Consider the following 20,253-nt stretch of genomic DNA (forward strand, 5'->3'; position numbering starts at 1 on the left):
ACTTGCAGGCCGGCGCCGGCCTGCAAGTCGGCCACCACGCGGGCATACAGGCGCGCCAGTTCGTTGGCGGCCTGGGCCGACCGGGCCAGTTCGTCCTGGCCGGCCAGGTTCAGCGCCAGGAACTCTGCGCGCAACGCGGCCGGCATGGGCAGGCTGGCGCTGGCCAGCAGCCGTGGCGGCTGGCCGGGGGCCAGGCGCGCCAGGACGCCGTCCACCCCGTCCACACTGGTGCCGGACATGAGGCCGATGAAATGCTGGGATGAGGTCATGGCTGTGGCCGCCTTGAAAAAAAGCGGCCCGGCATCGAGATGCGCGGGCCGCCTTGCGGGTGCGTCATGCGGGCCCGCCTAGCGGCTGGCCACGTTGGTCAGGGAGTCGGGCAGGGTCTGCTGGAATTGGGTCAGCAACTGGATCTGCTGCTTGTACGGCGTGACGGCCTGGTTGAAGGCCCGGACTTCCGCGGGTTCCAGGGTGCGGGCGACGGGCAGGTCCACCGACAGCGGGTCGATGGGCTGATTGTCGACGCGGAACTCGTAGTGCAGATGCGGTCCGGTCGCCCAGCCGGTGGCGCCCACGTAGCCGATCAACTGGCCCTGGGAGACCTTGGCGCCCTTGGTGATACCCGCGGCGATGCGGCTCTGGTGGGCATACAGGGTCGAGTACTTGCCGTGGTGCTTGATGATCACGACGTTGCCATAGCCGTTCTGCCAGCCGGCGAATTCCACCGTGCCGTCGGCCGTGGTGTGGATCGGCGTGCCCGAGGGCGCGGCGTAGTCCACGCCCTTGTGGCCGGTCCAGGTCTTGTGGATCGGATGCATGCGCATGCCGAACGTCGAGCTGATGCGGCTGAACTTCAAGGCGGTGCGCAGGAAGGCGCCGCGCAGGCTGGTGCCATCGAAATCGTAGTAAGAGCCGGTCTTGTTGTCGGGGCTGAACCAGACGGCGGAGTAGGTCTTGCCGCCGTTGATGAATTCCAGCGCCAGCACGCGGCCGGCGCCGGCGTAGCGGCCGTCGTGCGAACGCACTTCGTAGACCACGCGGAACTGGTCGCCCTGGCGCAGGTCGCGCAGGAAGTCGATCTTGGCGCTGAGGATGTCGGCCATCTGCATGGTGACCGAGTCGGGGATGCCGGCGGCATCGGTGGCGCCAAACAGCGAGGAACGGATCGTGCCGACCGCGACGCGCGTCTGGCGGTCGGTGTTCTCGGTGATTTCCTCGGCCTTGTAGCCATCGTCGGTGCGCGCGACGTGCAGCATGCGGGTGACGACCTGGCCTTCGGCCTCGTTACCTGGCGTGTGGATGTAGCGCAGCCAGATCAGTTGGCCCTCGGCGTCGGTCGCGGCCTGCACCGAGCGGCCCGGGTACAGCTTGTAGATGCTGCGGGCGCTGGCGTCGTGGGTCAGGAAGGCTTGCAGGCCCGGAGAATCCAGTTCCAGGCGCTGCAGCACGGCGGCCAGCGTGTCGCCCGGACGGATGCGGGTCTCGCTGATGTAGGGCGCGGCGCTGGGCGTGCTGACTTCTACCTGCTCGGTGGTGAGCGGCAGGATGCTCTGGATGACGCGGGTGGGGGGGAGTTCGCTGCGGTCGGGTTGCTGCACCATGCCCAAAGCGGCGGCGCCGGCAAACAGACCCATGGCGGTGACGAGGAGAGTGCGGCGGAAAAGTCCCGAGCGATGCTGCTTGGGTTCGACGGGCGCAAATACGGCGGCAACTTTGCGCTTGATGCTACTCGCCAGGTCGTGGAGGCCACGATTCATCGTGAAGATACCCTCTCAGGTGGCATGAGCTCGCAGGGTGCGTGACACGAACGGCCCCCGCGCGCCACGTTTTCCGGGGCAAGGGCTGGCGCGGGGCGCATCTTGTGAACAACGGGTGGTAACCGGACGCGCAACTGCGTATATATGGCAGTTGCGTATGATTAGGGCGGTATCCTAGCTGATTCGGCTAGAATTTTCGATAGTTTTCGTCACTTTTTACACCTTTTATCGGCTGAAGCCGTCCTGGCCCCCTCCACATGTCACCCTCAGAAGCCCCCATCACTCCCGAAGTCGAAGCCGATCTGCGTATTGCCAAGCGCGGATGCGATGAGCTGCTGGTCGAGTCCGAATTCGCCCGCAAGCTGGCCCGCAGCCGCGCCACCGGCGTGCCGCTGCGCATCAAGCTGGGGCTGGATCCGACCGCGCCCGACATCCACCTGGGCCACACGGTGGTGCTCAACAAGATGCGCCAGCTCCAGGACCTGGGCCATACGGTCATCTTCCTGATCGGCGACTTCACCTCGACGATCGGCGATCCCAGCGGCCGCAACAGCACCCGCCCGCCGCTGACGCGCGAGCAGATCGAGGCCAATGCCAAGACCTACTATGCGCAGGCCAGCCTGGTGCTGGACCCCGCCCGCACCGAGATCCGCTACAACTCCGAGTGGTGTGACCCGCTGGGCGCGCGCGGCATGATCCAGCTGGCGTCGCGCTATACCGTGGCGCGCATGATGGAGCGCGAGGATTTCACCAAGCGCTTCAAGGGCGGCATCCCGATCTCGGTGCATGAATTCCTGTACCCGCTGATGCAGGGTTACGACTCGGTGGCGCTGAAGTCCGATCTGGAGCTGGGGGGCACCGATCAGAAGTTCAACCTGCTGGTCGGCCGCGAGTTGCAGAAGGAGTATGGACAGGAACCGCAGTGCATCCTGACGATGCCGCTGCTGGTCGGCACCGACGGCGTCGAGAAGATGTCCAAGTCCAAGGGCAACTACATCGGTATTTCGGAGTCGCCCGACTCGATGTTCGGCAAGCTGATGTCGATTTCCGACACGTTGATGTGGCGCTACTTCGAACTGCTGTCGTTCCGCTCGCTGGAAGACATCGCCGCGCTGCGCCAGGAGATCGACGGCGGCCGCAATCCGCGCGATGCCAAGGTCATGCTGGCGCAGGAAATCATCACCCGTTTCCATTCGGCCAAGGCGGCCGAGGACGCCCTGGCCGCGTTCGAGGCGCGTTTCCGCGACGGCGCGATTCCGGAGGACATGCCCGAGGTCAGCATCGGCGGCGCACCGGTCGGTATCCTCAAGCTGCTGCGCGAGGCCGGGCTGGTGGCATCGGGTTCCGAGGCGCAGCGCAATGTGGAGCAGGGAGGCGTGCGGGTCAATGGCGACCGGGTCGAAGACAAATCGTTGCAACTGTCTGCCGGGACTTACGTCGTTCAGGTGGGCAAGCGCAAGTTCGCGCGTGTTAAGTTGAACCCATAATCGCGAAGATTTTGATACGCTGGAGGGACGTTCAAGGCTGGGATGCCTTCGCAGCACTTCAAGGAGCACGACATGAAACTTTCGAGTTTGTCTTTTTCCGATAACGAGTCGATTCCGGAGCGCTACGCCTTCGGCAAGATCGATGCGCAATCGCACGTCGCGCTGGCTGACAACTACAACCCGCAGTTTTCCTGGGACGACGTCCCGGCGGGCACGCAGTCGTTCGCCTTGATCTGCCACGACCCGGATGTTCCCTCCAAGCCCGACGACGTCAACCAGGAAGGCCGCGAAGTCCCGGCCGACCTGCCGCGGGTGGATTTCTTCCACTGGGTGCTGGTCGACCTGGCGGCCGACATGCGCGAAATCGACGAAGGCGCCTTTTCCAGCGGCATCACGCCGCGTGGCAAGGGCGGGCCGCTGGCGCCGCTGGATGCCCGCCAGGGCATCAACTCGTACTCGTCGTGGTTCGCCAACGACCACGACATGAGCGGCGACTATTTCGGCTACGACGGTCCGTGCCCGCCCTGGAACGACGCGCTGGTACACCGCTATGTGTTCACGCTGTACGCGCTGGACGTCCCCACGCTGAACCTGCAGGGGTCGTTTTCCGGCGAGGATGCGCTGCGCGCCATTCAGAAGCACGTGCTGGCGCAGGCGTCGCTGACGGGCACCTACACGCTCAACCCGAAGCTGGCGCCCAAGCAGATCGGCGCGACGTCGGCGTCTTGATCCCCACGATCAGCAAAAAGGGGTCGCACAATGCGACCCCTTTTTATTTCCGGAACCGTTGCCGGGCCTGCGGCGCCCTCAGGCTCCCGCGCGCTTGAGGCGCAGCAGCGCCACGCCAAAGGCCACGAAGACCGCGCCGACCATCCGGTTCATCCAGCGCACCGCGCCTGGCTGCTGGAACAGGCGGCGGGCGCGGCGCGCGAGCAGGCCGTAGGCCAGCAGCGAGGGCAGCGACAGGCCCATGAAGATGCCGGTCAGGATGAAGAACTGCGGCAGCAGCGGTTCGGCCGCGTCCAGGAACTGCGGGAACAGCGCGGTGAAGAACAGGATCGGCTTGGGATTCAGTCCGGCCACGAAGGTCGCTTCGAGATACAACGCCAGCGCGCCGCGCGGCGGCCGGCCCTGGTCCGGCGGCGGCGCCGCCACGCTGCTGCGGCCCAGCAGGTGGCGCAGGCCCAGGTAGATCAGGTAGGCGGCGCCGGCGATCTTGAGCGCGGCGAACAGCAGGGCCGACGACTGCAGCACCACGCCCAGCCCCAGCATGGCGGCGGCGGACAGCAGGAACAGGCCGGTGACATTGCCCAGCGACGACGGCAGCACCGCGCGCAGGCCGCCGGCGGCGCCGTTGCGCATGGCCAGGATGCTGGCGGGGCCGGGGGTGACGACGCTGACGGCGGCGACCAGGGTGTAGGCAAGCAAGGTCTGGGTTTGCATGAAAGTTTCTCAAGTCGGATTGAGAGCGTTTTCCGGCCGCGCGGTGATGGCGGAAATTTCGCGTCCTTGACGGGAATTTTGCCGCCATTCGGGGCATTTTGGCGACAGGCAAAGTGTCGTGACGCGGTAAACTATCCGTCATTATCCGGGTTTACCCGCCCGGGCGCAGTTTCCTCCTCTCTTACCGCCTCAGGAACCCCCCGTCATGTTTGACCGCAACCTCACCCTCTCCAAGGCTGACCCGGATGTCTGGGCCGCCATCCAGAAGGAAGACGTTCGCCAGGAACAGCACATCGAGCTGATCGCTTCGGAGAACTACGCCAGCCCGGCCGTCATGGAAGCCCAGGGCACGCAGCTCACGAACAAGTACGCCGAAGGCTACCCGGGCAAGCGCTACTACGGCGGTTGCGAATACGTCGACGTGGTCGAGCAGCTGGCCATCGACCGCCTGAAGCAGATCTTCGGCGCCGAAGCCGCCAACGTGCAGCCCAACTCCGGCTCGCAGGCCAACCAGGGCGTGTACATGGCCGTCCTGAAGCCGGGCGATACCGTGCTGGGCATGAGCCTGGCCGAAGGCGGCCACCTGACGCACGGCGCGTCGGTCAACGCCTCGGGCAAGCTGTACAACTTCATCTCGTACGGCCTGGACGAAAACGAAGTCCTGAACTACGCCCAGGTCGAGCAACTGGCCAAGGAACACAAGCCCAAGCTGATCGTCGCCGGTGCCTCGGCCTACGCCCTGCACATCGACTTCGAGCGCATGGCACGCATCGCCCACGACAACGGCGCGCTGTTCATGGTCGACATCGCCCACTACGCCGGCCTGGTGGCCGGTGGCGCCTACCCCAACCCGGTGCCGCACGCCGACTTCGTCACCTCGACCACGCACAAGTCGCTGCGCGGCCCGCGCGGCGGCGTCATCATGATGAAGGCCGAATTCGAAAAGGCCGTCAATTCGGCCATCTTCCCCGGCATCCAGGGCGGTCCGCTGATGCACGTCATCGCCGGCAAGGCCGTGGCCTTCAAGGAAGCGCTGGAACCCGAATTCAAGACCTACGCGCAGCAAGTGGTCAAGAACGCCAAGGTGCTGGCCGACACGCTGGTCAAGCGTGGCCTGCGCATCGTTTCGGGCCGCACCGAAAGCCACGTCATGCTGGTTGACCTGCGCTCCAAGGGCATAACCGGCAAGGAAGCCGAAGCCGTGCTGGGCCAGGCCCACATCACGGTCAACAAGAACGCCATCCCGAACGATCCGGAAAAGCCCTTCGTGACCAGCGGCATCCGCCTGGGCACGCCTGCCATGACGACCCGCGGCTTCACCGAAGCCGAGGCCGAGCTGACCGCCAACCTGATCGCCGACGTGCTGGACAACCCGCGCGACGAGGCCAACATCGCCGCCGTGCGCGCCAAGGTCAACGAACTGACCTCGCGCCTGCCGGTGTACGGCCGCAAGTAATGCCGCAACGGCGACGGGTCCAATCCGCTCGCGCGTGACAAGGACGGCCCCGAGAGGGGCCGTCCTTTTGCTTTAGGGCCGATGGCGCTTGCGTGCGCGTGGCCTTCGTGGCGAAAATATTAGGGACGAATTTGTCATGATCGACACGGGCGGGCAGTCGCATCGTTACAATATGGGCGAATTATTGCTTTCCGTGTTTTCAGGGATCACACATGCGGTGTCCATTTTGCGGCAACTCCGAAACGCAGGTCGTCGACAGCCGTGTCTCGGAAGAGGGCGACGCGATCCGCCGCCGGCGCCGCTGCCAATCCTGTGACAAGCGCTTCACCACGTATGAGCGGGTGGAGTTGGCGCTGCCGTCCGTGGTCAAGCGCAATGGCAGCCGCAGCGACTACGATCCCGCCAAGCTGCGCGCCAGCCTGAGCCTGGCGCTGCGCAAGCGTCCGGTCAGCACCGAGGACGTGGACGCGGCCGTGGCCCGCATCGAGGAACAACTGCTGGCCAGCGGCCTGCGCGAAGTGGCCTCCGGGCACATCGGCGAGCTGGTCATGAACGAACTGCGCAAGCTCGACAAGGTGGCCTACGTGCGCTTTGCCTCGGTCTACAAGAGCTTCGAGGACATTGGCGAATTCGTCGAGGCGATTCGCGAGATGCAAGGGCCGGTGCTGCCCGGCAAGCTGCGCAAGGAATGATGCCGCCGCGCGGGTCGGCCTATCGCAGCCCGGCCTGATCCGCAGGCGGCCGCGGTGGCGCTACCGGCGGCTTGCCGCCCGGCGCGCGCTACGGCGCTACCGTTCGCGCCATGCTGGGCGTCAACGGCTGGAACCTGCGCCACACGCGGCGCAGGTGCTGGGCCGAGCCGAAGCCCGATTTCTCCGCCACCAACTCCAGGTTCAAGCGCGTTTCGCGCAGCATGTCGCGCGCCAGCGCCACGCGTATCTGATACAGGTAGTCCATCGGCGTGCAGCCGGCGTGCTCGCGGAATAGCCGCGTCAGGTGGCGCGCGCTGGTGTGGGCCTGCTCGGCCAGCGACTGCGCCGACCACGGCGCCGCCGGGTTGCGCACCACCGCGTCCTGCACGCGGTGCACGCCCGGATGCATGTGGTTGCGGTGTTCCAGCCAGGGCGACAGCGCCGAGTCGGTGCCGGCGCGGCGTTGGTACACCACCATGTCGCGCGCCACTTCGCTGGCCACGCGCGGGCCGCAATGGCGCGACACCATGTGCAACGCCAGGTCGATGCCAGCGGTGATGCCGGCGCTGCTGACCAGGTTGCCGTCTTCCACGAAGATGCGGTTGTCGTGCAGCCGGGCGCTGGGATCCAGGTCGGCCAGTTGCGCCAGGCAGCTATGGTGGGTGGTGCATTCGCGCTGGCGCGTCAGGCCTGCCGCCGCGGCGAACAGGGCGCCGGCGCAGACCGTCATCAGCGTGAAGCCGTCGGCGGGATGGCGAGCCGCCAGCCAGTCGATGATGACGCGGGCCTCGGGCTCATCCAGGCGGATGTGCTTGCCGACCACGCCGGACACGATCACCAGCGCCTCGGGCGGCAGTTTCTCGGGCAGCGGCTGGATCCGGGCCAGGTGCAGGCCGGGAATGCCGCTTTCGATTTCGGTGGACGGACCGCAGAAATGCTGGCCGAAGGCGCCCGGGCACAACTTGTTGGCGACCCGGAACGCCTCGGCCGGCCCGGCCACGTCGAGCAGCACGATTCCCCGGGGCAGGACGAAGTGCACGGGAATCATGGCCATGCCGTCCTATTGCGCGTCGGCGAAGACGTCGGCGGCGCGGGCGATGCGGGCGAAGCGGCCCTGCAGCACCAGTTCGGTGGCGTCGCGGATCTCGGCCGGTGTGTAGTGCTTGCCGGACGGGCTCTGCATCGCGAAGGTCAGCGTGGCGTCGGTCGGGAACACCACCTTGAAGCCGTCGTCGCTGGCGTGGCGCGTGGTGGTCTCGCAGCACTGCTCGGTGCGGATGCCGCTGACGATGACGCCTTCGATGCCGTGCTTGCGCAGCCAGTCCCGCAGCGTGGCGCCGTCGGCGTCCCTGGCGTAGAGCGAGGAATGCACCGTCTTGTGGAACACCGCGTCAGGCTCAATGCGCAGTTCCTTCAGGGTCTTGACGTGGCCGGATGCCAGCGAGAAGGGGTTGGCCGGATCGTTGGCGGCGCTGGTGTGGAACACCTGCAGCACCGGGATGTCGCGGGCGCGGGCAGCATCGATCAGGCCCTGCAGTTGCGAGATGAATGCCGGATATTCCGACTCGTCCCAAAACGGACGCTGGCGGAAGGAATCCTGGACATCGATGACGATCAGTGCTTGTTTCATGGTGGCGGGCTCCGTGCCTTGGAATTTCAGGGGTACACGGCGTATTGTGGTCCTGTCCCGGCTCCCGGGCGAGGCCGTCCCGAGACCAGCATCGGCCCAAAACGGACATGGCTTTCGGGTCGCTGGAATGATCATAGCGCGCCGGCCTGTGATGGCAAGCGCGGCGTGCCGACGGCCTGCCGCGGACATACAATCCCTGCATGATGATGAACCCCAGCGAATCCGATGATCTGCTTTGGATGCGGCGCGCCCTGGCCCTGGCGCAGACCGTCATGTACTCCACCGCGCCCAATCCCCGGGTCGGCTGCGTCATCGTGCGCGATGGCCGGGTCCTGGGCGAAGGCGCGACCCAGCCGCCCGGCGGCCCGCACGCCGAAGTCCGCGCCCTGCGCGATGCCCAGGCGCGCGGCGAGTCGGTGGCGGGCGCGACCGTCTACGTCACCCTGGAGCCCTGCAGCCATTTCGGCCGCACGCCGCCCTGCGTCGACGCGCTGTTGGCGGCCGCGCCGGCGCGGGTGGTGGTGGCGATTGGCGATCCCAATCCGCTGGTCAACGGCAAGGGCCTGGCGCGGCTGCGCGAGGCCGGCATCGCCGTCACCACCGGCGTCTGCCGGGAAGAGGCGCTGGCCCTGAATGCCGGTTTCATCTCGCGCATGAGCCGCGGGCTACCCTGGACGTGGCTCAAGATGGCGACGTCGCTGGACGGCCGCAGCGCGTTGCACAACGGCCTGTCGCAATGGATCACCGGGCCGGAGGCGCGCGCCGACGGCCATCACTGGCGCGCCCGCAGCTGCGTGGTGCTGACCGGCATCGGCACCGTGCTCAAGGATGATCCGCAACTGACCGTGCGCAGCGTCCAGACGCCGCGCCAGCCGCGGCGGGCGGTGGTCGACGGCCGTTTCGAGATTCCCGAGGATGCGCGGCTGTTCGACGGCGGCGAGGTCATCGTCTTCACGGCCCGCGCCGACGCCGCCAAGCAGGCGCGTCTGGAGGCCAGGAACGTGCGGGTGGTGGCGCTGCCCGCCGAGACGCCCGACCGGGTCGACCTGCCGGCCATGATGCGCTGGCTGGCCGAGCAGCAGTTCAACGAAGTCCACGTCGAAGCGGGCGCCGGCCTGAGCGGCGCGCTGGTCGCGGCCGGCTGCATCGACGAGCTGCTTATCTATATGGCGCCGATGCTGCTGGGCGACGCCGCGGGCCTGGTCAAGCTGCCTTTGCTGGAACGGCTGGACGCGGCTCCGCGCTACGAATTCATCGAAGCCGAGCGGGTGGCGGCCGACCTGCGTGTGCGGGCGCGGGTGCCCGAGCATTGGCGCGGGCTGTTGCGAAGGGTCGAACTGCCCGCCGCCTGATAGCCGTGGGGCGTATCGATATTCAAAGGCCGTCCTGGCGCCGCTTGTCGCCGCCCGTCGGCGTGCCATTGCGCCAGGCCCACAGCCCGGCGTCGGCCGTGCCCGGCCACGCGATTGATGCGCGACCCCTGCGGATCGGGCGCGGGTTCGACGAATGGGTGAATCCATCCTTGACGGCGCAAGGGGTATTAGCACTCGGCCTCTCTGGCTGCCAATGGATCTTGCGACAGCGCATTGAGATCGCCGGGATAGCCTTTACCGGCGCGGCTTGCGGCGGGATCGCAGCAAGTTTGGGAGCGATTTCCGCGACACGGACTAAGGGTTGTCGATGGTATTTTTTTGCCCCTTTGCCGCAAATGAATTGCCACAAAGCCGTCAATTCGGCTTAAGCTAGGCCATGACTTGGCGCTACGCGCGCATGGCTTGCACCACGACCCGCCACGCGCCCTCGTCACCACGGATTCCAGTATCGCGTACCGGCGCTTTTACACACCGGATCGATACTTGCTGAACGCAGTCGCTGTCGCGCCGTTCAGACCGTTCGCTGCCATCGCATAGCGAACGCACCGGACTTGCGTCCGGATCATAAGAATCCACCGGGATATCGCTCATCCCTTCAAATCATTGCTGACCATTTCATGCATGGACGCATCCCGTGCGCGTTCTACAGCAATATGCTGAAGGCGAACGAATGAACTTATTCACGTTGGTTGCAATCCTTGAAGGAACTTGTGTCTCAAGGGCGCAGCCTAAACGGAAAGGGCCCGATCGTGCTCATGGTTGATGTGTGGCGAAAGCAACATACGACCGCGCCGAGATTGCTTCTGGCGAGATTGACTAGTCACGCCGAAGCACTGAGGCACACAATGGGGACACGTAGGGACGTCATGGCTTTTTCGCGTGTTGTAGGAGGTTTCCGTGCAAAACATCGTCGAAGGCTTCAAGTCGCAGTATGCAAGAGAACAGGAGTCAGAGCTCTCCCTCGAGGAGTATCTGGATCTCGCCCGACGCGACCCGATGGCATACGCCAGCCCCGCTGAGCGCATGCTGGCGGCGATTGGCGAACCTGAAATCGTGGATACGCGCAACGACCCACGTCTTTCCCGTTTGTTTTCCAACCGGACCATCCGGCGCTATCCGGCGTTCCAGGAGTTCTACGGCATGGAGGACGTCATCGGGCAGATCGTGGCGTTCTTCAAGCACGCAGCGCAGGGACTGGAAGAGCGCAAGCAAATCCTCTATCTGCTGGGGCCTGTCGGCGGCGGCAAGTCGTCCATCGCCGAACGCCTCAAGGTGCTGATGGAGCGCTATCCCATCTATGCGCTCAAGGGCTCGCCGGTAAACGAGTCGCCGCTCGGCCTGTTCCATCCGGAACGCTTCGGCGACACGCTCGAAAAGGAATACGGCATTCCGCGCCGCTACCTCACGGGCATCATGTCGCCGTGGGCGGTCAAGCGGCTGAAGGAGTTCGACGGCGACATCTCGCAGTTCCGCGTGGTGCGCCTGAACCCGTCGGTGCTGCGCCAGGTGGCGATCGCCAAGACCGAGCCGGGCGACGAGAACAACCAGGACATTTCTTCGCTGGTCGGCAAGGTCGACATCCGCAAGCTCGACCGCCATTCGCAGGATGACCCGGACGCCTACAGCTATTCCGGCGGCCTGTGCCTGGCCAACCAGGGCCTGCTCGAGTTCGTGGAGATGTTCAAGGCGCCGATCAAGATGCTGCATCCGCTCTTGACGGCGACCCAGGAAGGCAACTTCAAGGGCACCGAGGGTTTCTCGGCGATCCCGTTCAACGGTTGCATCCTGGCGCACTCGAACGAGTCGGAATGGCAGACCTTCCGCAACAACAAGCACAACGAGGCGTTCCTCGACCGTATCTATATCGTCAAGGTGCCTTACTGCCTGCAGGTCTCGGAAGAAGTCCGCATCTACGAAAAGCTGCTGCATCACAGCTCGCTGTCGACGGCGCCGTGCGCGCCGGGAACGCTGGACATGATGGCGCAGTTTTCGGTGCTGACCCGGCTGAAGGAGCCGGAGAATTCCAGCATCTACTCGAAGCTGCGCGTCTATGACGGCGAAAGCCTGAAGGACGTCGATCCGAAGGCCAAGGCGTTGCAGGAGTACAAGGACTACGCCGGCACCGACGAGGGCATGAACGGGGTCTCGACACGCTTCGCGTACAAGATCCTGTCCAGCGTCTTCAACTACGACCAGACCGAAGTGGCGGCCAATCCGGTGCACCTGATGTACGTGCTGGAGCAGCGCATCGGGCGCGAGGACTATCCGGAGGAAATCCGCCGGCGCTACCTGGAGTTCATCAAGGGCTTCCTGGCGCCGCGCTATGCCGAGTTCATCGGCAAGGAGATCCAGACGGCGTACCTCGAGTCGTACTCGGAGTATGGCCAGAACATTTTCGACCGCTACGTCACGTTCGCCGACTGCTGGATCCAGGACGAGGAATTCCGCGACCCGGAAACCGGCGAGAGCTTCGACCGCAGCGCCCTGAACGACGAACTGGAGAAGATCGAGAAGCCGGCCGGCATCGCCAATCCGAAGGACTTCCGCAACGAGATCGTGAACTTTGTGCTGCGGGCGCGCGCCAACAACAACGGCCGCAACCCGACCTGGACCAGCTATGAAAAGCTGCGCGAAGTGATCGAGAAGAAGATGTTCTCGAACACGGAAGACCTGTTGCCGGTGATCTCGTTCAACGCCAAGGCGTCGGCCGAGGACAAGTCCAAGCACCAGAGCTTCGTGGATCGGATGGTGGAGAAGGGCTACACGGAAAAGCAGGTCAGGCTGCTGTGCGAGTGGTATCTCCGTGTGAGGAAGTCTTCCTGAGCGAGGTGAATCATGAATTCACTGATCGATCGCCGTCTTAACGGGCGCAACAAAAGCGCCGTTAACCGGGAGCGCTTTCTGCGGCGTTACAAGGACCAGATCCGCAAGGCGGTCCACGGGATGATCCGCGACCGCTCGATCCAGGACATGGATCAGGGCGGCGAGATCAACCTGCCCGCCCGCGATATTTCCGAGCCGACCTTCCGGCACGGCGCGGGCGGCGACCGGGAAATGGTGCATCCGGGCAATCGCGAGTTCGCCAAGGGCGACACGTTCGACCGGCCCCAGGGAGGAGAAGGCCAGGGCGGCTCCGAGCCCGGCGAAGGCGAGGCGGTCGATCAGTTCACCTTCAGCCTGTCGCGGGCCGAATTCCTCAACCTGTTCTTCGAAGACCTGGAATTGCCTCACCTGGCGCGCACCCAACTGGGCGAGGTCAGCCAGAAGAAATGGCAGCGCGCCGGTTACACTACCACCGGCTCGCCCAGCATGCTCAGCATCAGCCGCACGCTGAAGTCGTCGCTGGCGCGGCGGGTGGCGCTGAGCGTGAAGGCGCGCGCCGACCTGGAAGACGCGGAAGAACGCCTGGCCAAGGCCAAGGCGGCGGGCGCGCCCGCCGACCAGATCAAGGCCCTGGAGCAGGACGTCGAGGACTGCCGCGAGCGCCTGGCGCGCGTGCCGTTCCTGGACGACCTTGACCTGCGCTATCGCAACCGCGTGTCGGTCTCGATTCCGATGGCGCGGGCGGTCATGTTCTGCCTGATGGACGTGTCCGGCTCGATGGACGAGGGCAAGAAGGATCTGGCCAAGCGCTTCTTCACGCTGCTGTACCTGTTCCTGTCGCGCAAGTACGAACACGTCGACCTGGTTTTCATCCGCCACACCGACAACGCCGAGGAAGTGGACGAGCAGACCTTCTTCTACGATCCCAAGAGCGGCGGCACCATCGTGCTGTCGGCGCTGGAGCTGATGCGCGAGATCGTGGAAAAGCGCTATCCGCCCTCGGCCTGGAACGTGTATGCGGCGCAGGCCAGCGACGGCGATTCGTTCGGCGCCGACGCGGGCAAGAGCGCGCGCTTCCTGGCCGAGCATTTGCTGCCGGCGTCGCGCTACTTCGCCTATATCGAGATTCCCGACTCGCAGGAGGCGCGCAAGAGCAGCCTGTGGGCGGAATATGAACAGAAGCTGGAGCCGCATTTCGTGATGCGGCGGATTTGCGATCGCGGGGAAATCTACCCCGTGTTCCATGACCTGTTCAAGAAGGAAACCGCATGAATGCCATCCTGGGCGCACTGGTGGAGCCGGAATCGGCCGACAGCCCCCGGCCGTTGTCACAAGGTTCCGAATGGACGTTCGAACTGATCCAGTCCTATGACGACGCGATCTCGCAGGTCGCGCGCGAGTACGGGCTGGACACCTATCCGAACCAGATCGAGGTCATCACCTCGGAGCAGATGCTGGACGCGTACGCGTCGGCGGGCCTGCCCATTGGTTATCCGCACTGGTCGTACGGCAAGGAGTTCATCCGCAACGAACAATACTATCGGCGCGGCATGCAGGGCCTGGCCTACGAAATCGTGATCAACTCCAATCCCTGTATCGCGTATCTCATGGAAGAGAATTCCATGACGATGCAGGCGCTGGTGATCGCGCACGCCTGCTACGGCCACAACTCGTTCTTCAAGGGCAACTACCTGTTCCGCCAGTGGACCGACGCCGATGGCGTGCTGGACTACCTGGTGTTCGCCCGCAAGTACGTGATGGACTGCGAGGACCGCTACGGCATTGACGCGGTCGAGGCGCTGCTGGATTCCTGCCACGCGCTGTCGCACCATGGCGTGGACCGCTACAAGCGGCCGACGCCGATCTCGTACAAGGAAGAGGCCGCGCGCCAGGCCGAACGCCAGGAGCACGCGCGTCTGCAGTACAACGATCTGTGGCGCACGCTGCCGCGGCTGGAGGCCGACAAGGACGAGCGGGTCGCCGCGTCGGTGTTCCCGCCTGAACCGGAAGAGAACCTGCTGTACTTCATCGAGAAGTATTCGCCGAAGCTGGCGCCGTGGCAGAAGGAACTGGTGCGCATCGTGCGCAAGATCGCCCAGTACTTCTATCCGCAGACCCAGACCAAGGTGATGAACGAGGGTTGGGCCACGTTCTGGCACTACACCATCCTGAACCGGCTGCACGAGAAGGGCCTGGTCAACGACGGCTTCATGATGGAGTTCCTGCAGAGCCACACCAACGTCGTCAGCCAGCGCGGTTTCGACGAGCGCGGCTACGGCGGCATCAACCCGTACGCGCTGGGCTTCGCGATGATGTCGGATATCCGCCGCATCTGCGAAAAGCCCACCGACGAGGATCGCCGCTGGTTCCCGGACATCGCGGGAGGCGATTGGCTGAAGACGCTGGACTTCGCCATGCGCAACTTCAAGGACGAGTCCTTCATCTCGCAGTACCTGTCGCCGCGCCTGATCCGCGAGTTCCGCTTCTTCGCGATCTCTGACCACCAGGCCAATCCCAAGCTGGAGGTCGCCGCGATCCACGACGACGAGGGGTACCGCGATATCCGCCGCCTGCTGGCCGCGCAGCACAACCGCGACAACCAGGTGCCAGATATCCAGGTGACGCGCTTCAACCGCGACACCGACCGTTCGCTGGTGCTGCGCCACCTGAAGAGCCGCGGCCGGCCGCTGGCGGCCGAGGACGCCGAGCAGGTGATGAAGCATCTGGCACGGCTGTGGGGCTTCCGGGTGCGGCTGGAGGAGACCGAACCCGACGGCACCGTCAGTTCGTACCGCGAGCAGGATCCGCCCAACGCTTGAGCAGCCATGGCCGGCGCCGGGTAATCGTGTCTGGGACAGTCGCCATCGGGTGCGCACCGGCGCCCATGGCAAAAAGGGGACGCAATCGCGTCCCCTTTTTCTTGGCCGCGCCGCCGCTGCAGCTTTCTTGCCGATCTGCTAGAATCGCGGATTCGCATTTTCAGCAATGCGTACCGGATCAGGACAGGTGGCCGAGTGGTTGAAGGCGCACGCCTGGAAAGCGTGTATACGTCAAAAGCGTATCGGGGGTTCGAATCCCCCTCTGTCCGCCAAGAATTCCACAAGAGCTGCCAAGGCTATAGCCCAACGGCGCCTTGCCCAAAACCCGCATGAACATTGGTTCTGCGGGTTTTTTGTTGCCGCGCGAAGGGCCTTGGGTAGCGGTATCGCGCTTTCTTTGGGCCTCCATGCTGCGGAGCCATCAGTTCCGCACCACGCCGCGAAAGGCAGCGGATAGCGCGGCCAGCGCATCCCGCGCGCGGTTGTCCCTGACCCGGGTATGCAGAAGGATGGGCAGCCGCGGCAGGTCCGGCAACCCCAGCCTGGGGCCGACGTCGACCGCGCCGAAGGGAACCATGCGCGGGGCGAGCGCGGCGACTCCCAGCCCGGCCATGACGGCGGCGGCGACCGTCATCACGCCGCCGCCGACGAACACCTCGGTCCAGGGTATGCCGACCTCGTCGAGCAGTTGTCCGGCCAGGGCGCGCACGCCGCAGGGTTCCGCCATCGTGGCCAGCGGCAGCGGCTCGCCCGCGCGATGCTGCCAGCCGGGCATCGCGAACCAGCCGAATTTTTCTTCGGCCAGGATTTCGCCGTCGCCGCGGCCCGCCTGGAAGCGCACGATCACCGTATCGAGTTCGCGGCGGTCGAAACGCTGAAGCAGTTCCGCCGACGATCCGATCCGGATTTCGATCAGCAGGTGAGGATCCTGGGCATTCATGCGTGCGATCAGCGCGGGCAGTTCCGGACCCGCGACATGATCGCTGATGCCGATAGTGAGACGCTGCCGCGTCCCTCCCACCACCGACAGCGCCCGGTCGTGCGCCTCGATCAGCTTGCGCGCATGTTCGAGAAAGGTCGCGCCCTGGGCTGATAGCTCCACGTAACGCGGCGTTCGTTCGACAAGCCTGAAGCCCAGCCTTTCTTCCAGCCGTTTCAATTTCAGGCTGACCGCGGCCTGCGTGGTCCGTGACGCTTCGGCGGCACGGGTGAAGCTGCCCAGCTCGGCGATGCGGATGAAGGCTCTGACGGCTTCCAGGTCAAGGGCGCGCTTTGCCATTTCAAATCTTTATCGTTGAAATAAGAATGGATAAGTTATCAGAATAGACAATAGGCGACGGGACCAAAAAGGAGGAACTTCCCATGCCGTTCGCCCAAATCTCGTTGCGCTCCGGAAAGACGGAGGCCTACAGGCAGGCCATTTTCGACGGCGTCTATCGCGCGCTGCGCGAAACGTTCGACGTTCCCGAAGATGACCAGTTCATGGTCATGACCGAGCACGAGGCCGCCAACTTCCGCTATGGCGCGACCTATCTTGATATCGCTCGCAGCGACGATCTCGTGTTCATCCAGATCACCGCGAACAATACGCGCACGCTGGAACAGAAGAAGGCGCTGTTCCGGCGGATTGCGCAGTTGCTCGGTGAAAATCCCGGCCTGCGGCCCGAGGATGTGTTCGTGAATCTCGTCGAGGTCTTGAAGGAAAACTGGTCGCTGGGTGGCGGCCTCGCGCAGTACGCCTGATCCGGCCGACAACAGGATCATCGTGTAGGCGGCCAGGCTGGCCGCCGCCAGCAGGTTGCCCTTGGACGGGTCGCGCTTGCCGCGACCCGCGGCGCGAGCGGTATTGGGGAAAGCCGGTTGAAAGTTCTGTTGGGCCTGGAAAGGCGTTTCAGAGGGAAGCCGCGCGAAGAATGTTTCAGCGTGGCGATTTGGATTTCGACTGATTGCAATAGCATCGACGCTTATCGCGTCGATCCATAAACTCCGCCTGCGCTTCGATCCGCGCCCGTCTCGCCCGCCCTCTTTGCGTCGCATGACGGCGGGAGGAGCGTTGTGCGAGCCTGCCGCCGCGCTGTCGCCATGACGTTGCCGGTACGCCCGCTTTACCTGATCTCGAAAAGCGTGGCGCATCATGTTCGATTGGTTTCGACGCAAGTGGTTCGGCTGGTCCGCGGAGCAGACGCGGGTGGTTCCGAGCTTTCCGGGGCCCGACAAGGCGGCGCCGGCCGGGCGGGGAGGCAGCGCGACAGGCATGGTGGTGGCTTTCTTCACCCGCGACAGCATTTACGAGACGGAAAAGAACCGCCTGCTGCGTTCGGCGCAACGGCTGGGGCTTGCTGTCGATGCCACGCCTATCGAATCCACCGGGTCCTGGGTGCGCAACGCGTCCATGAAGCCGTCGGTGCTGGTCGCCATGCGCAAGAAACACACGGGGCCGTTGCTGTATGTCGACGTGGACGCGGTGTTTCACCGCGATCCGTGGCCAACGCTGGCCGCGCTGGACTGTGACATCGCCGCCTACCATGAGCCTGAGGGCCATTTGCTGAGCGGCACGCTGTTCATCAACCATACGCCGGCCGCCGCCGAGCTGTTGCAGGCCTGGGCCCAGGCCTGCGAGGACGATCCCGAGGAGTGGGATCAACGGGTGCTGGAACGCCTGCTTGCCAGCGATGCCGCGTCCGCCGCGCCGCGCTATCGGCAGGCGCGTCTGCCCGTCGCCTACTGCTGGATCTTCGACAAGACCGACAACGCGCCGTGCGCAGAGGTGTTCATCGAGCATCTGCAGGCCAGCCGGGAAGCCACGCAGCGCAAGCGCGTTTTCGGCAGGCCGGTGCGCGCGGTCAGGCGCCGCCGGGATAGGGTGCGCGCGATCGAGCGGATCCTGTTCGGCGGGGAGGGCGAGCCATAGATGATGGCGGGTCGCCGGCCTTCGCCGCAAGCCATCGCTGAATTCACTGCGGGAATCAGTGCCCGGAATACATGACACGCCCCGCGACCGGCATCGGCGCCCGCAGGATCGAACCCGATTCGGATTCGGTGATGTACAGCGTCCTGCGGTCCGGGCCGCCGAAGGCGACGTTGGTCGTCAATGCGCCCAAGGGCGAATTGATGCGCAGCATGGGCTCGCCGCGGTGGCTGAACAGCCAGACCGCGCCCAACCCTACGTGCGCCACCGCCAGGTTGCCCGCCTCGTCGATGGCCAGGCCGTCGGGGCCGCCGCCGCCGGACATCTGGATGAAGGTGCCGACCTTGGTCACCTTGCCCTCCCGGGTCAGCGGCACGCGCCAGATGGCGTTGGCGCGCGTGACCGCCACATACAGGATCGACTCGCTCGGATCCAGCACCAGGCCGTTGGGGCTGGGGATGTTGTCCAGCAGGCAGTCGACCTGCCCATCCGCCCGCCGCCGGAAGACCCGGCCGGTCTGGTCATGCCAGCCGGTCAGGCCCTGGTCGGTGAAATACAGGTCGCCATTGGAAGCGAAGACCAGGTCGTTGACCGCCTTGAGGCGTTCGAGGTGAACCCGCTCGAGCACCGGCTTGACAGAGCCGGTCTGGGGATCGAGCAACATGATGCCGCGGGCGTAGTCCGCAATGAAGATGCGGCCGTCCTGATGGATCTTCAGGCCGTTGGGCTCGCCATCGTATTCGGTAATCAGCTCGAACCGGCCTTGCGCGTCGACCCGGAACACGCGGCCCCAGGGCACGTCCACGCAATACAGGCGGCCCTCGGCATCGAAGGAGGGCCCCTCCAGCAACGAGTGCGGCGGCTGGTTGCCGGGTTGGTAGCGATGCCATTCCGAGGTGCCTTCCGGTTTGCGGAAGGCGTCGGGCAGGCGGGCAAAGACTTCGGCTTGAATGGCGGGCGGTGCGGCGTACATGGCTTCCCTGTGGCAACGGATGAAGGGGCTAGGTTTCAGGAGATCCGTTCGGTGGTGCCGACGAATTCCAGCGGGCAGTAGAAGCCGCCATGGAACTGGGCGGCGATCGGGTCCTCGGGAATATCCTTGGCCAGGATCTCCGCGGCGAACACCTCGGAGTCGTCCTGCGGTTGGTAGCCCAGGAATTTCACCTGGCTGTTGTCCCAGCGGTTGCGCAGGTTGTTCGACACGCCATAGACCACCACGAAGTGATACGACGCGTGTTCGATGCAGCGCCGCGCCAGTTGGGCCATGTCGCGGTGGCTCAGCCAGGTCAGCAGTTGGCGGGCTTCGCTCGGACGGTCGGGCGTGCGGAACGTGCCGATGCGCAGGCAGGCGACCGACATGCCGTACTTGTCGGCATACATCCTGCCCAGCGCTTCGCCGAACACCTTCGAAACGCCATAGAGCGAGTCGGGCCGCGGCTCCACGGCATTGTCGAGAAAGCGTTCGCGCCGATGGTAGCCGACGGCATGGTTCGAGCTGGCGAAGATGACGCGGGGCACATGCTGCCGGCGGGCGGCCTCGAACACGTTGTAGCACCCGTCGATGTTCATCGGCAGGATCCTGTCCCATGTGTCCACGCCCGGGATGCCGGCCAGGTGGATGACGCAGTCGATGCCTTCCATGCAGCGCTCCACGGAAGCCATGTCGCGCACGTCGAGCGTGCGGATTTCCTCGCCCGCCTGGGCGGGCTCCTGCTCGGCGATGTCGGCCAGGCGCAGCAAGGCATAGCGGCCTCGCAGGAGGGTGCGCAGGCATTTGCCAATGTTGCCGGCCGCGCCGGTAATCAGTACCCGCAAGTTTCCTGGTTCGGTGAAGCTGGTCATCTTGGTTCCTGTGTCGGTTGCGG

The 20,253-nt window shown here is 65.0% G+C and carries 18 protein-coding genes and 1 tRNA gene; 11 read left to right on the forward strand and 8 right to left on the reverse strand.

Annotation, left to right across the window (positions count from 1 at the left end; translation table 11 throughout):
- Together AC6LKG_RS06465 and AC6LKG_RS06470 are read right to left on the reverse strand one after the other, a co-directional pair.
- On the reverse strand, positions 1-269 hold a 269-nt coding region (locus tag AC6LKG_RS06465), incomplete at its 3' end, for an anhydro-N-acetylmuramic acid kinase (RefSeq protein ID WP_498163572.1).
- Between the two features lie 78 nt (positions 270-347).
- Positions 348-1,757 (reverse strand): M23 family metallopeptidase, encoded by a 1,410-nt coding sequence (locus AC6LKG_RS06470; protein WP_498163573.1) that lies wholly within the window; start codon positions 1,755-1,757, stop codon positions 348-350.
- Positions 1,758-2,014: 257 nt separating this feature from the next.
- Between AC6LKG_RS06470 and tyrS the strand changes: the two genes are divergently transcribed.
- The gene (gene tyrS, locus AC6LKG_RS06475) at positions 2,015-3,244 is read left to right on the forward strand and encodes a tyrosine--tRNA ligase (RefSeq protein ID WP_498163574.1); all 1,230 of its coding nucleotides are present in this window, start codon (positions 2,015-2,017) and stop codon (positions 3,242-3,244) included.
- 72 nt (positions 3,245-3,316) lie between these two features.
- Positions 3,317-3,973: a YbhB/YbcL family Raf kinase inhibitor-like protein gene (locus tag AC6LKG_RS06480; protein ID WP_498163575.1), complete on the forward strand. Its 657-nt coding sequence runs from the start codon at positions 3,317-3,319 to the stop codon at positions 3,971-3,973.
- Between the two features lie 78 nt (positions 3,974-4,051).
- On the opposite strand, the gene AC6LKG_RS06485 is transcribed toward AC6LKG_RS06480, so the two are convergent.
- Positions 4,052-4,687 carry a LysE family translocator gene (locus AC6LKG_RS06485; RefSeq protein WP_498163576.1) on the reverse strand — a complete coding sequence of 212 codons (636 nt, stop codon included), beginning with the start codon at positions 4,685-4,687 and terminating at the stop codon, positions 4,052-4,054.
- A 205-nt stretch (positions 4,688-4,892) separates the two neighbouring features.
- On the opposite strand from AC6LKG_RS06485, the gene glyA reads away from it, so the two are divergent.
- Positions 4,893-6,143, forward strand: a complete 1,251-nt coding sequence (glyA, locus tag AC6LKG_RS06490; RefSeq protein ID WP_498163577.1) for a serine hydroxymethyltransferase — start codon at positions 4,893-4,895, stop codon at positions 6,141-6,143.
- Positions 6,144-6,355: 212 nt separating this feature from the next.
- Positions 6,356-6,835 carry a transcriptional regulator NrdR gene (gene nrdR, locus AC6LKG_RS06495; protein ID WP_006392798.1) on the forward strand — a complete coding sequence of 160 codons (480 nt, stop codon included), beginning with the start codon at positions 6,356-6,358 and terminating at the stop codon, positions 6,833-6,835.
- Positions 6,836-6,923: 88 nt separating this feature from the next.
- Here nrdR and AC6LKG_RS06500 read toward each other — a convergent pair whose 3' ends face one another.
- Positions 6,924-7,883: a GlxA family transcriptional regulator gene (locus AC6LKG_RS06500; RefSeq protein WP_498163696.1), complete on the reverse strand. Its 960-nt coding sequence runs from the start codon at positions 7,881-7,883 to the stop codon at positions 6,924-6,926.
- A 12-nt stretch (positions 7,884-7,895) separates the two neighbouring features.
- Positions 7,896-8,465: a cysteine hydrolase family protein gene (locus tag AC6LKG_RS06505; RefSeq protein ID WP_498163578.1), complete on the reverse strand. Its 570-nt coding sequence runs from the start codon at positions 8,463-8,465 to the stop codon at positions 7,896-7,898.
- A gap of 203 nt (positions 8,466-8,668) precedes the next feature.
- Between AC6LKG_RS06505 and ribD the strand changes: the two genes are divergently transcribed.
- The 5 genes from ribD (at position 8,669) to AC6LKG_RS06530 (ending at position 15,752) form a co-directional block, all read left to right on the forward strand.
- Positions 8,669-9,817, forward strand: a complete 1,149-nt coding sequence (ribD, locus tag AC6LKG_RS06510; RefSeq protein WP_498163697.1) for a bifunctional diaminohydroxyphosphoribosylaminopyrimidine deaminase/5-amino-6-(5-phosphoribosylamino)uracil reductase RibD — start codon at positions 8,669-8,671, stop codon at positions 9,815-9,817.
- Between the two features lie 927 nt (positions 9,818-10,744).
- On the forward strand, positions 10,745-12,661 hold the full coding sequence (locus AC6LKG_RS06515; protein ID WP_421396475.1) for a PrkA family serine protein kinase: 1,917 nt from the start codon (positions 10,745-10,747) through the stop codon (positions 12,659-12,661).
- Positions 12,662-12,673: 12 nt separating this feature from the next.
- On the forward strand, positions 12,674-13,933 hold the full coding sequence (locus AC6LKG_RS06520; protein WP_498163579.1) for a YeaH/YhbH family protein: 1,260 nt from the start codon (positions 12,674-12,676) through the stop codon (positions 13,931-13,933).
- Positions 13,930-15,480, forward strand: coding sequence for a SpoVR family protein (locus AC6LKG_RS06525; protein WP_498163580.1), 1,551 nt, complete (start codon positions 13,930-13,932; stop codon positions 15,478-15,480). The genes AC6LKG_RS06520 and AC6LKG_RS06525 overlap by 4 nt, the downstream gene beginning before the upstream one ends.
- Before the next feature lie 181 nt (positions 15,481-15,661).
- Positions 15,662-15,752: transfer RNA gene (locus AC6LKG_RS06530), tRNA-Ser, on the forward strand.
- Between the two features lie 149 nt (positions 15,753-15,901).
- Here AC6LKG_RS06530 and AC6LKG_RS06535 read toward each other — a convergent pair.
- The gene (locus AC6LKG_RS06535) at positions 15,902-16,759 is read right to left on the reverse strand and encodes a LysR substrate-binding domain-containing protein (RefSeq protein ID WP_498163581.1); all 858 of its coding nucleotides are present in this window, start codon (positions 16,757-16,759) and stop codon (positions 15,902-15,904) included.
- Positions 16,760-16,842: 83 nt separating this feature from the next.
- Here AC6LKG_RS06535 and AC6LKG_RS06540 point away from each other — a divergent pair, with 83 nt between their 5' ends.
- The gene (locus AC6LKG_RS06540) at positions 16,843-17,223 is read left to right on the forward strand and encodes a tautomerase family protein (RefSeq protein WP_498163582.1); all 381 of its coding nucleotides are present in this window, start codon (positions 16,843-16,845) and stop codon (positions 17,221-17,223) included.
- A 391-nt stretch (positions 17,224-17,614) separates the two neighbouring features.
- Entirely contained in the window at positions 17,615-18,391 is a 777-nt protein-coding gene (locus AC6LKG_RS06545; protein ID WP_498163583.1) for a putative nucleotide-diphospho-sugar transferase, read from the forward strand.
- A 55-nt stretch (positions 18,392-18,446) separates the two neighbouring features.
- Here the strand turns inward: AC6LKG_RS06545 and AC6LKG_RS06550 are convergent, their stop codons facing one another.
- The gene (locus AC6LKG_RS06550; RefSeq protein WP_498163584.1) at positions 18,447-19,361 is read right to left on the reverse strand and encodes an SMP-30/gluconolactonase/LRE family protein; all 915 of its coding nucleotides are present in this window, start codon (positions 19,359-19,361) and stop codon (positions 18,447-18,449) included.
- Between the two features lie 35 nt (positions 19,362-19,396).
- Positions 19,397-20,230, reverse strand: a complete 834-nt coding sequence (locus tag AC6LKG_RS06555) for an NAD-dependent epimerase/dehydratase family protein (protein ID WP_498163698.1) — start codon at positions 20,228-20,230, stop codon at positions 19,397-19,399.
- Between the last annotated feature and the right edge of the window lie 23 nt (positions 20,231-20,253).

Source organism: Achromobacter sp. 46006, from assembly GCF_059761975.1.

What these genes read in the sequence shown, in the direction of transcription:
- nrdR (WP_006392798.1), top strand. Translation starts at nt 6,356, where the DNA reads ATGCGGTGTCCATTTTGCGGCAACTCCGAAACGCAGGTCGTCGACAGC.
- AC6LKG_RS06480 (WP_498163575.1), top strand. Translation starts at nt 3,317, where the DNA reads ATGAAACTTTCGAGTTTGTCTTTTTCCGATAACGAGTCGATTCCGGAG.
- ribD (WP_498163697.1), top strand. Translation starts at nt 8,669, where the DNA reads ATGATGAACCCCAGCGAATCCGATGATCTGCTTTGGATGCGGCGCGCC.
- AC6LKG_RS06520 (WP_498163579.1), top strand. Translation starts at nt 12,674, where the DNA reads ATGAATTCACTGATCGATCGCCGTCTTAACGGGCGCAACAAAAGCGCC.
- AC6LKG_RS06470 (WP_498163573.1), bottom strand. Translation starts at nt 1,757, where the DNA reads ATGAATCGTGGCCTCCACGACCTGGCGAGTAGCATCAAGCGCAAAGTT.
- tyrS (WP_498163574.1), top strand. Translation starts at nt 2,015, where the DNA reads ATGTCACCCTCAGAAGCCCCCATCACTCCCGAAGTCGAAGCCGATCTG.
- AC6LKG_RS06550 (WP_498163584.1), bottom strand. Translation starts at nt 19,361, where the DNA reads ATGTACGCCGCACCGCCCGCCATTCAAGCCGAAGTCTTTGCCCGCCTG.
- AC6LKG_RS06505 (WP_498163578.1), bottom strand. Translation starts at nt 8,465, where the DNA reads ATGAAACAAGCACTGATCGTCATCGATGTCCAGGATTCCTTCCGCCAG.
- AC6LKG_RS06485 (WP_498163576.1), bottom strand. Translation starts at nt 4,687, where the DNA reads ATGCAAACCCAGACCTTGCTTGCCTACACCCTGGTCGCCGCCGTCAGC.
- AC6LKG_RS06525 (WP_498163580.1), top strand. Translation starts at nt 13,930, where the DNA reads ATGAATGCCATCCTGGGCGCACTGGTGGAGCCGGAATCGGCCGACAGC.
- AC6LKG_RS06500 (WP_498163696.1), bottom strand. Translation starts at nt 7,883, where the DNA reads ATGATTCCCGTGCACTTCGTCCTGCCCCGGGGAATCGTGCTGCTCGAC.
- AC6LKG_RS06535 (WP_498163581.1), bottom strand. Translation starts at nt 16,759, where the DNA reads ATGGCAAAGCGCGCCCTTGACCTGGAAGCCGTCAGAGCCTTCATCCGC.
- AC6LKG_RS06555 (WP_498163698.1), bottom strand. Translation starts at nt 20,230, where the DNA reads ATGACCAGCTTCACCGAACCAGGAAACTTGCGGGTACTGATTACCGGC.
- AC6LKG_RS06540 (WP_498163582.1), top strand. Translation starts at nt 16,843, where the DNA reads ATGCCGTTCGCCCAAATCTCGTTGCGCTCCGGAAAGACGGAGGCCTAC.
- AC6LKG_RS06545 (WP_498163583.1), top strand. Translation starts at nt 17,615, where the DNA reads ATGTTCGATTGGTTTCGACGCAAGTGGTTCGGCTGGTCCGCGGAGCAG.
- glyA (WP_498163577.1), top strand. Translation starts at nt 4,893, where the DNA reads ATGTTTGACCGCAACCTCACCCTCTCCAAGGCTGACCCGGATGTCTGG.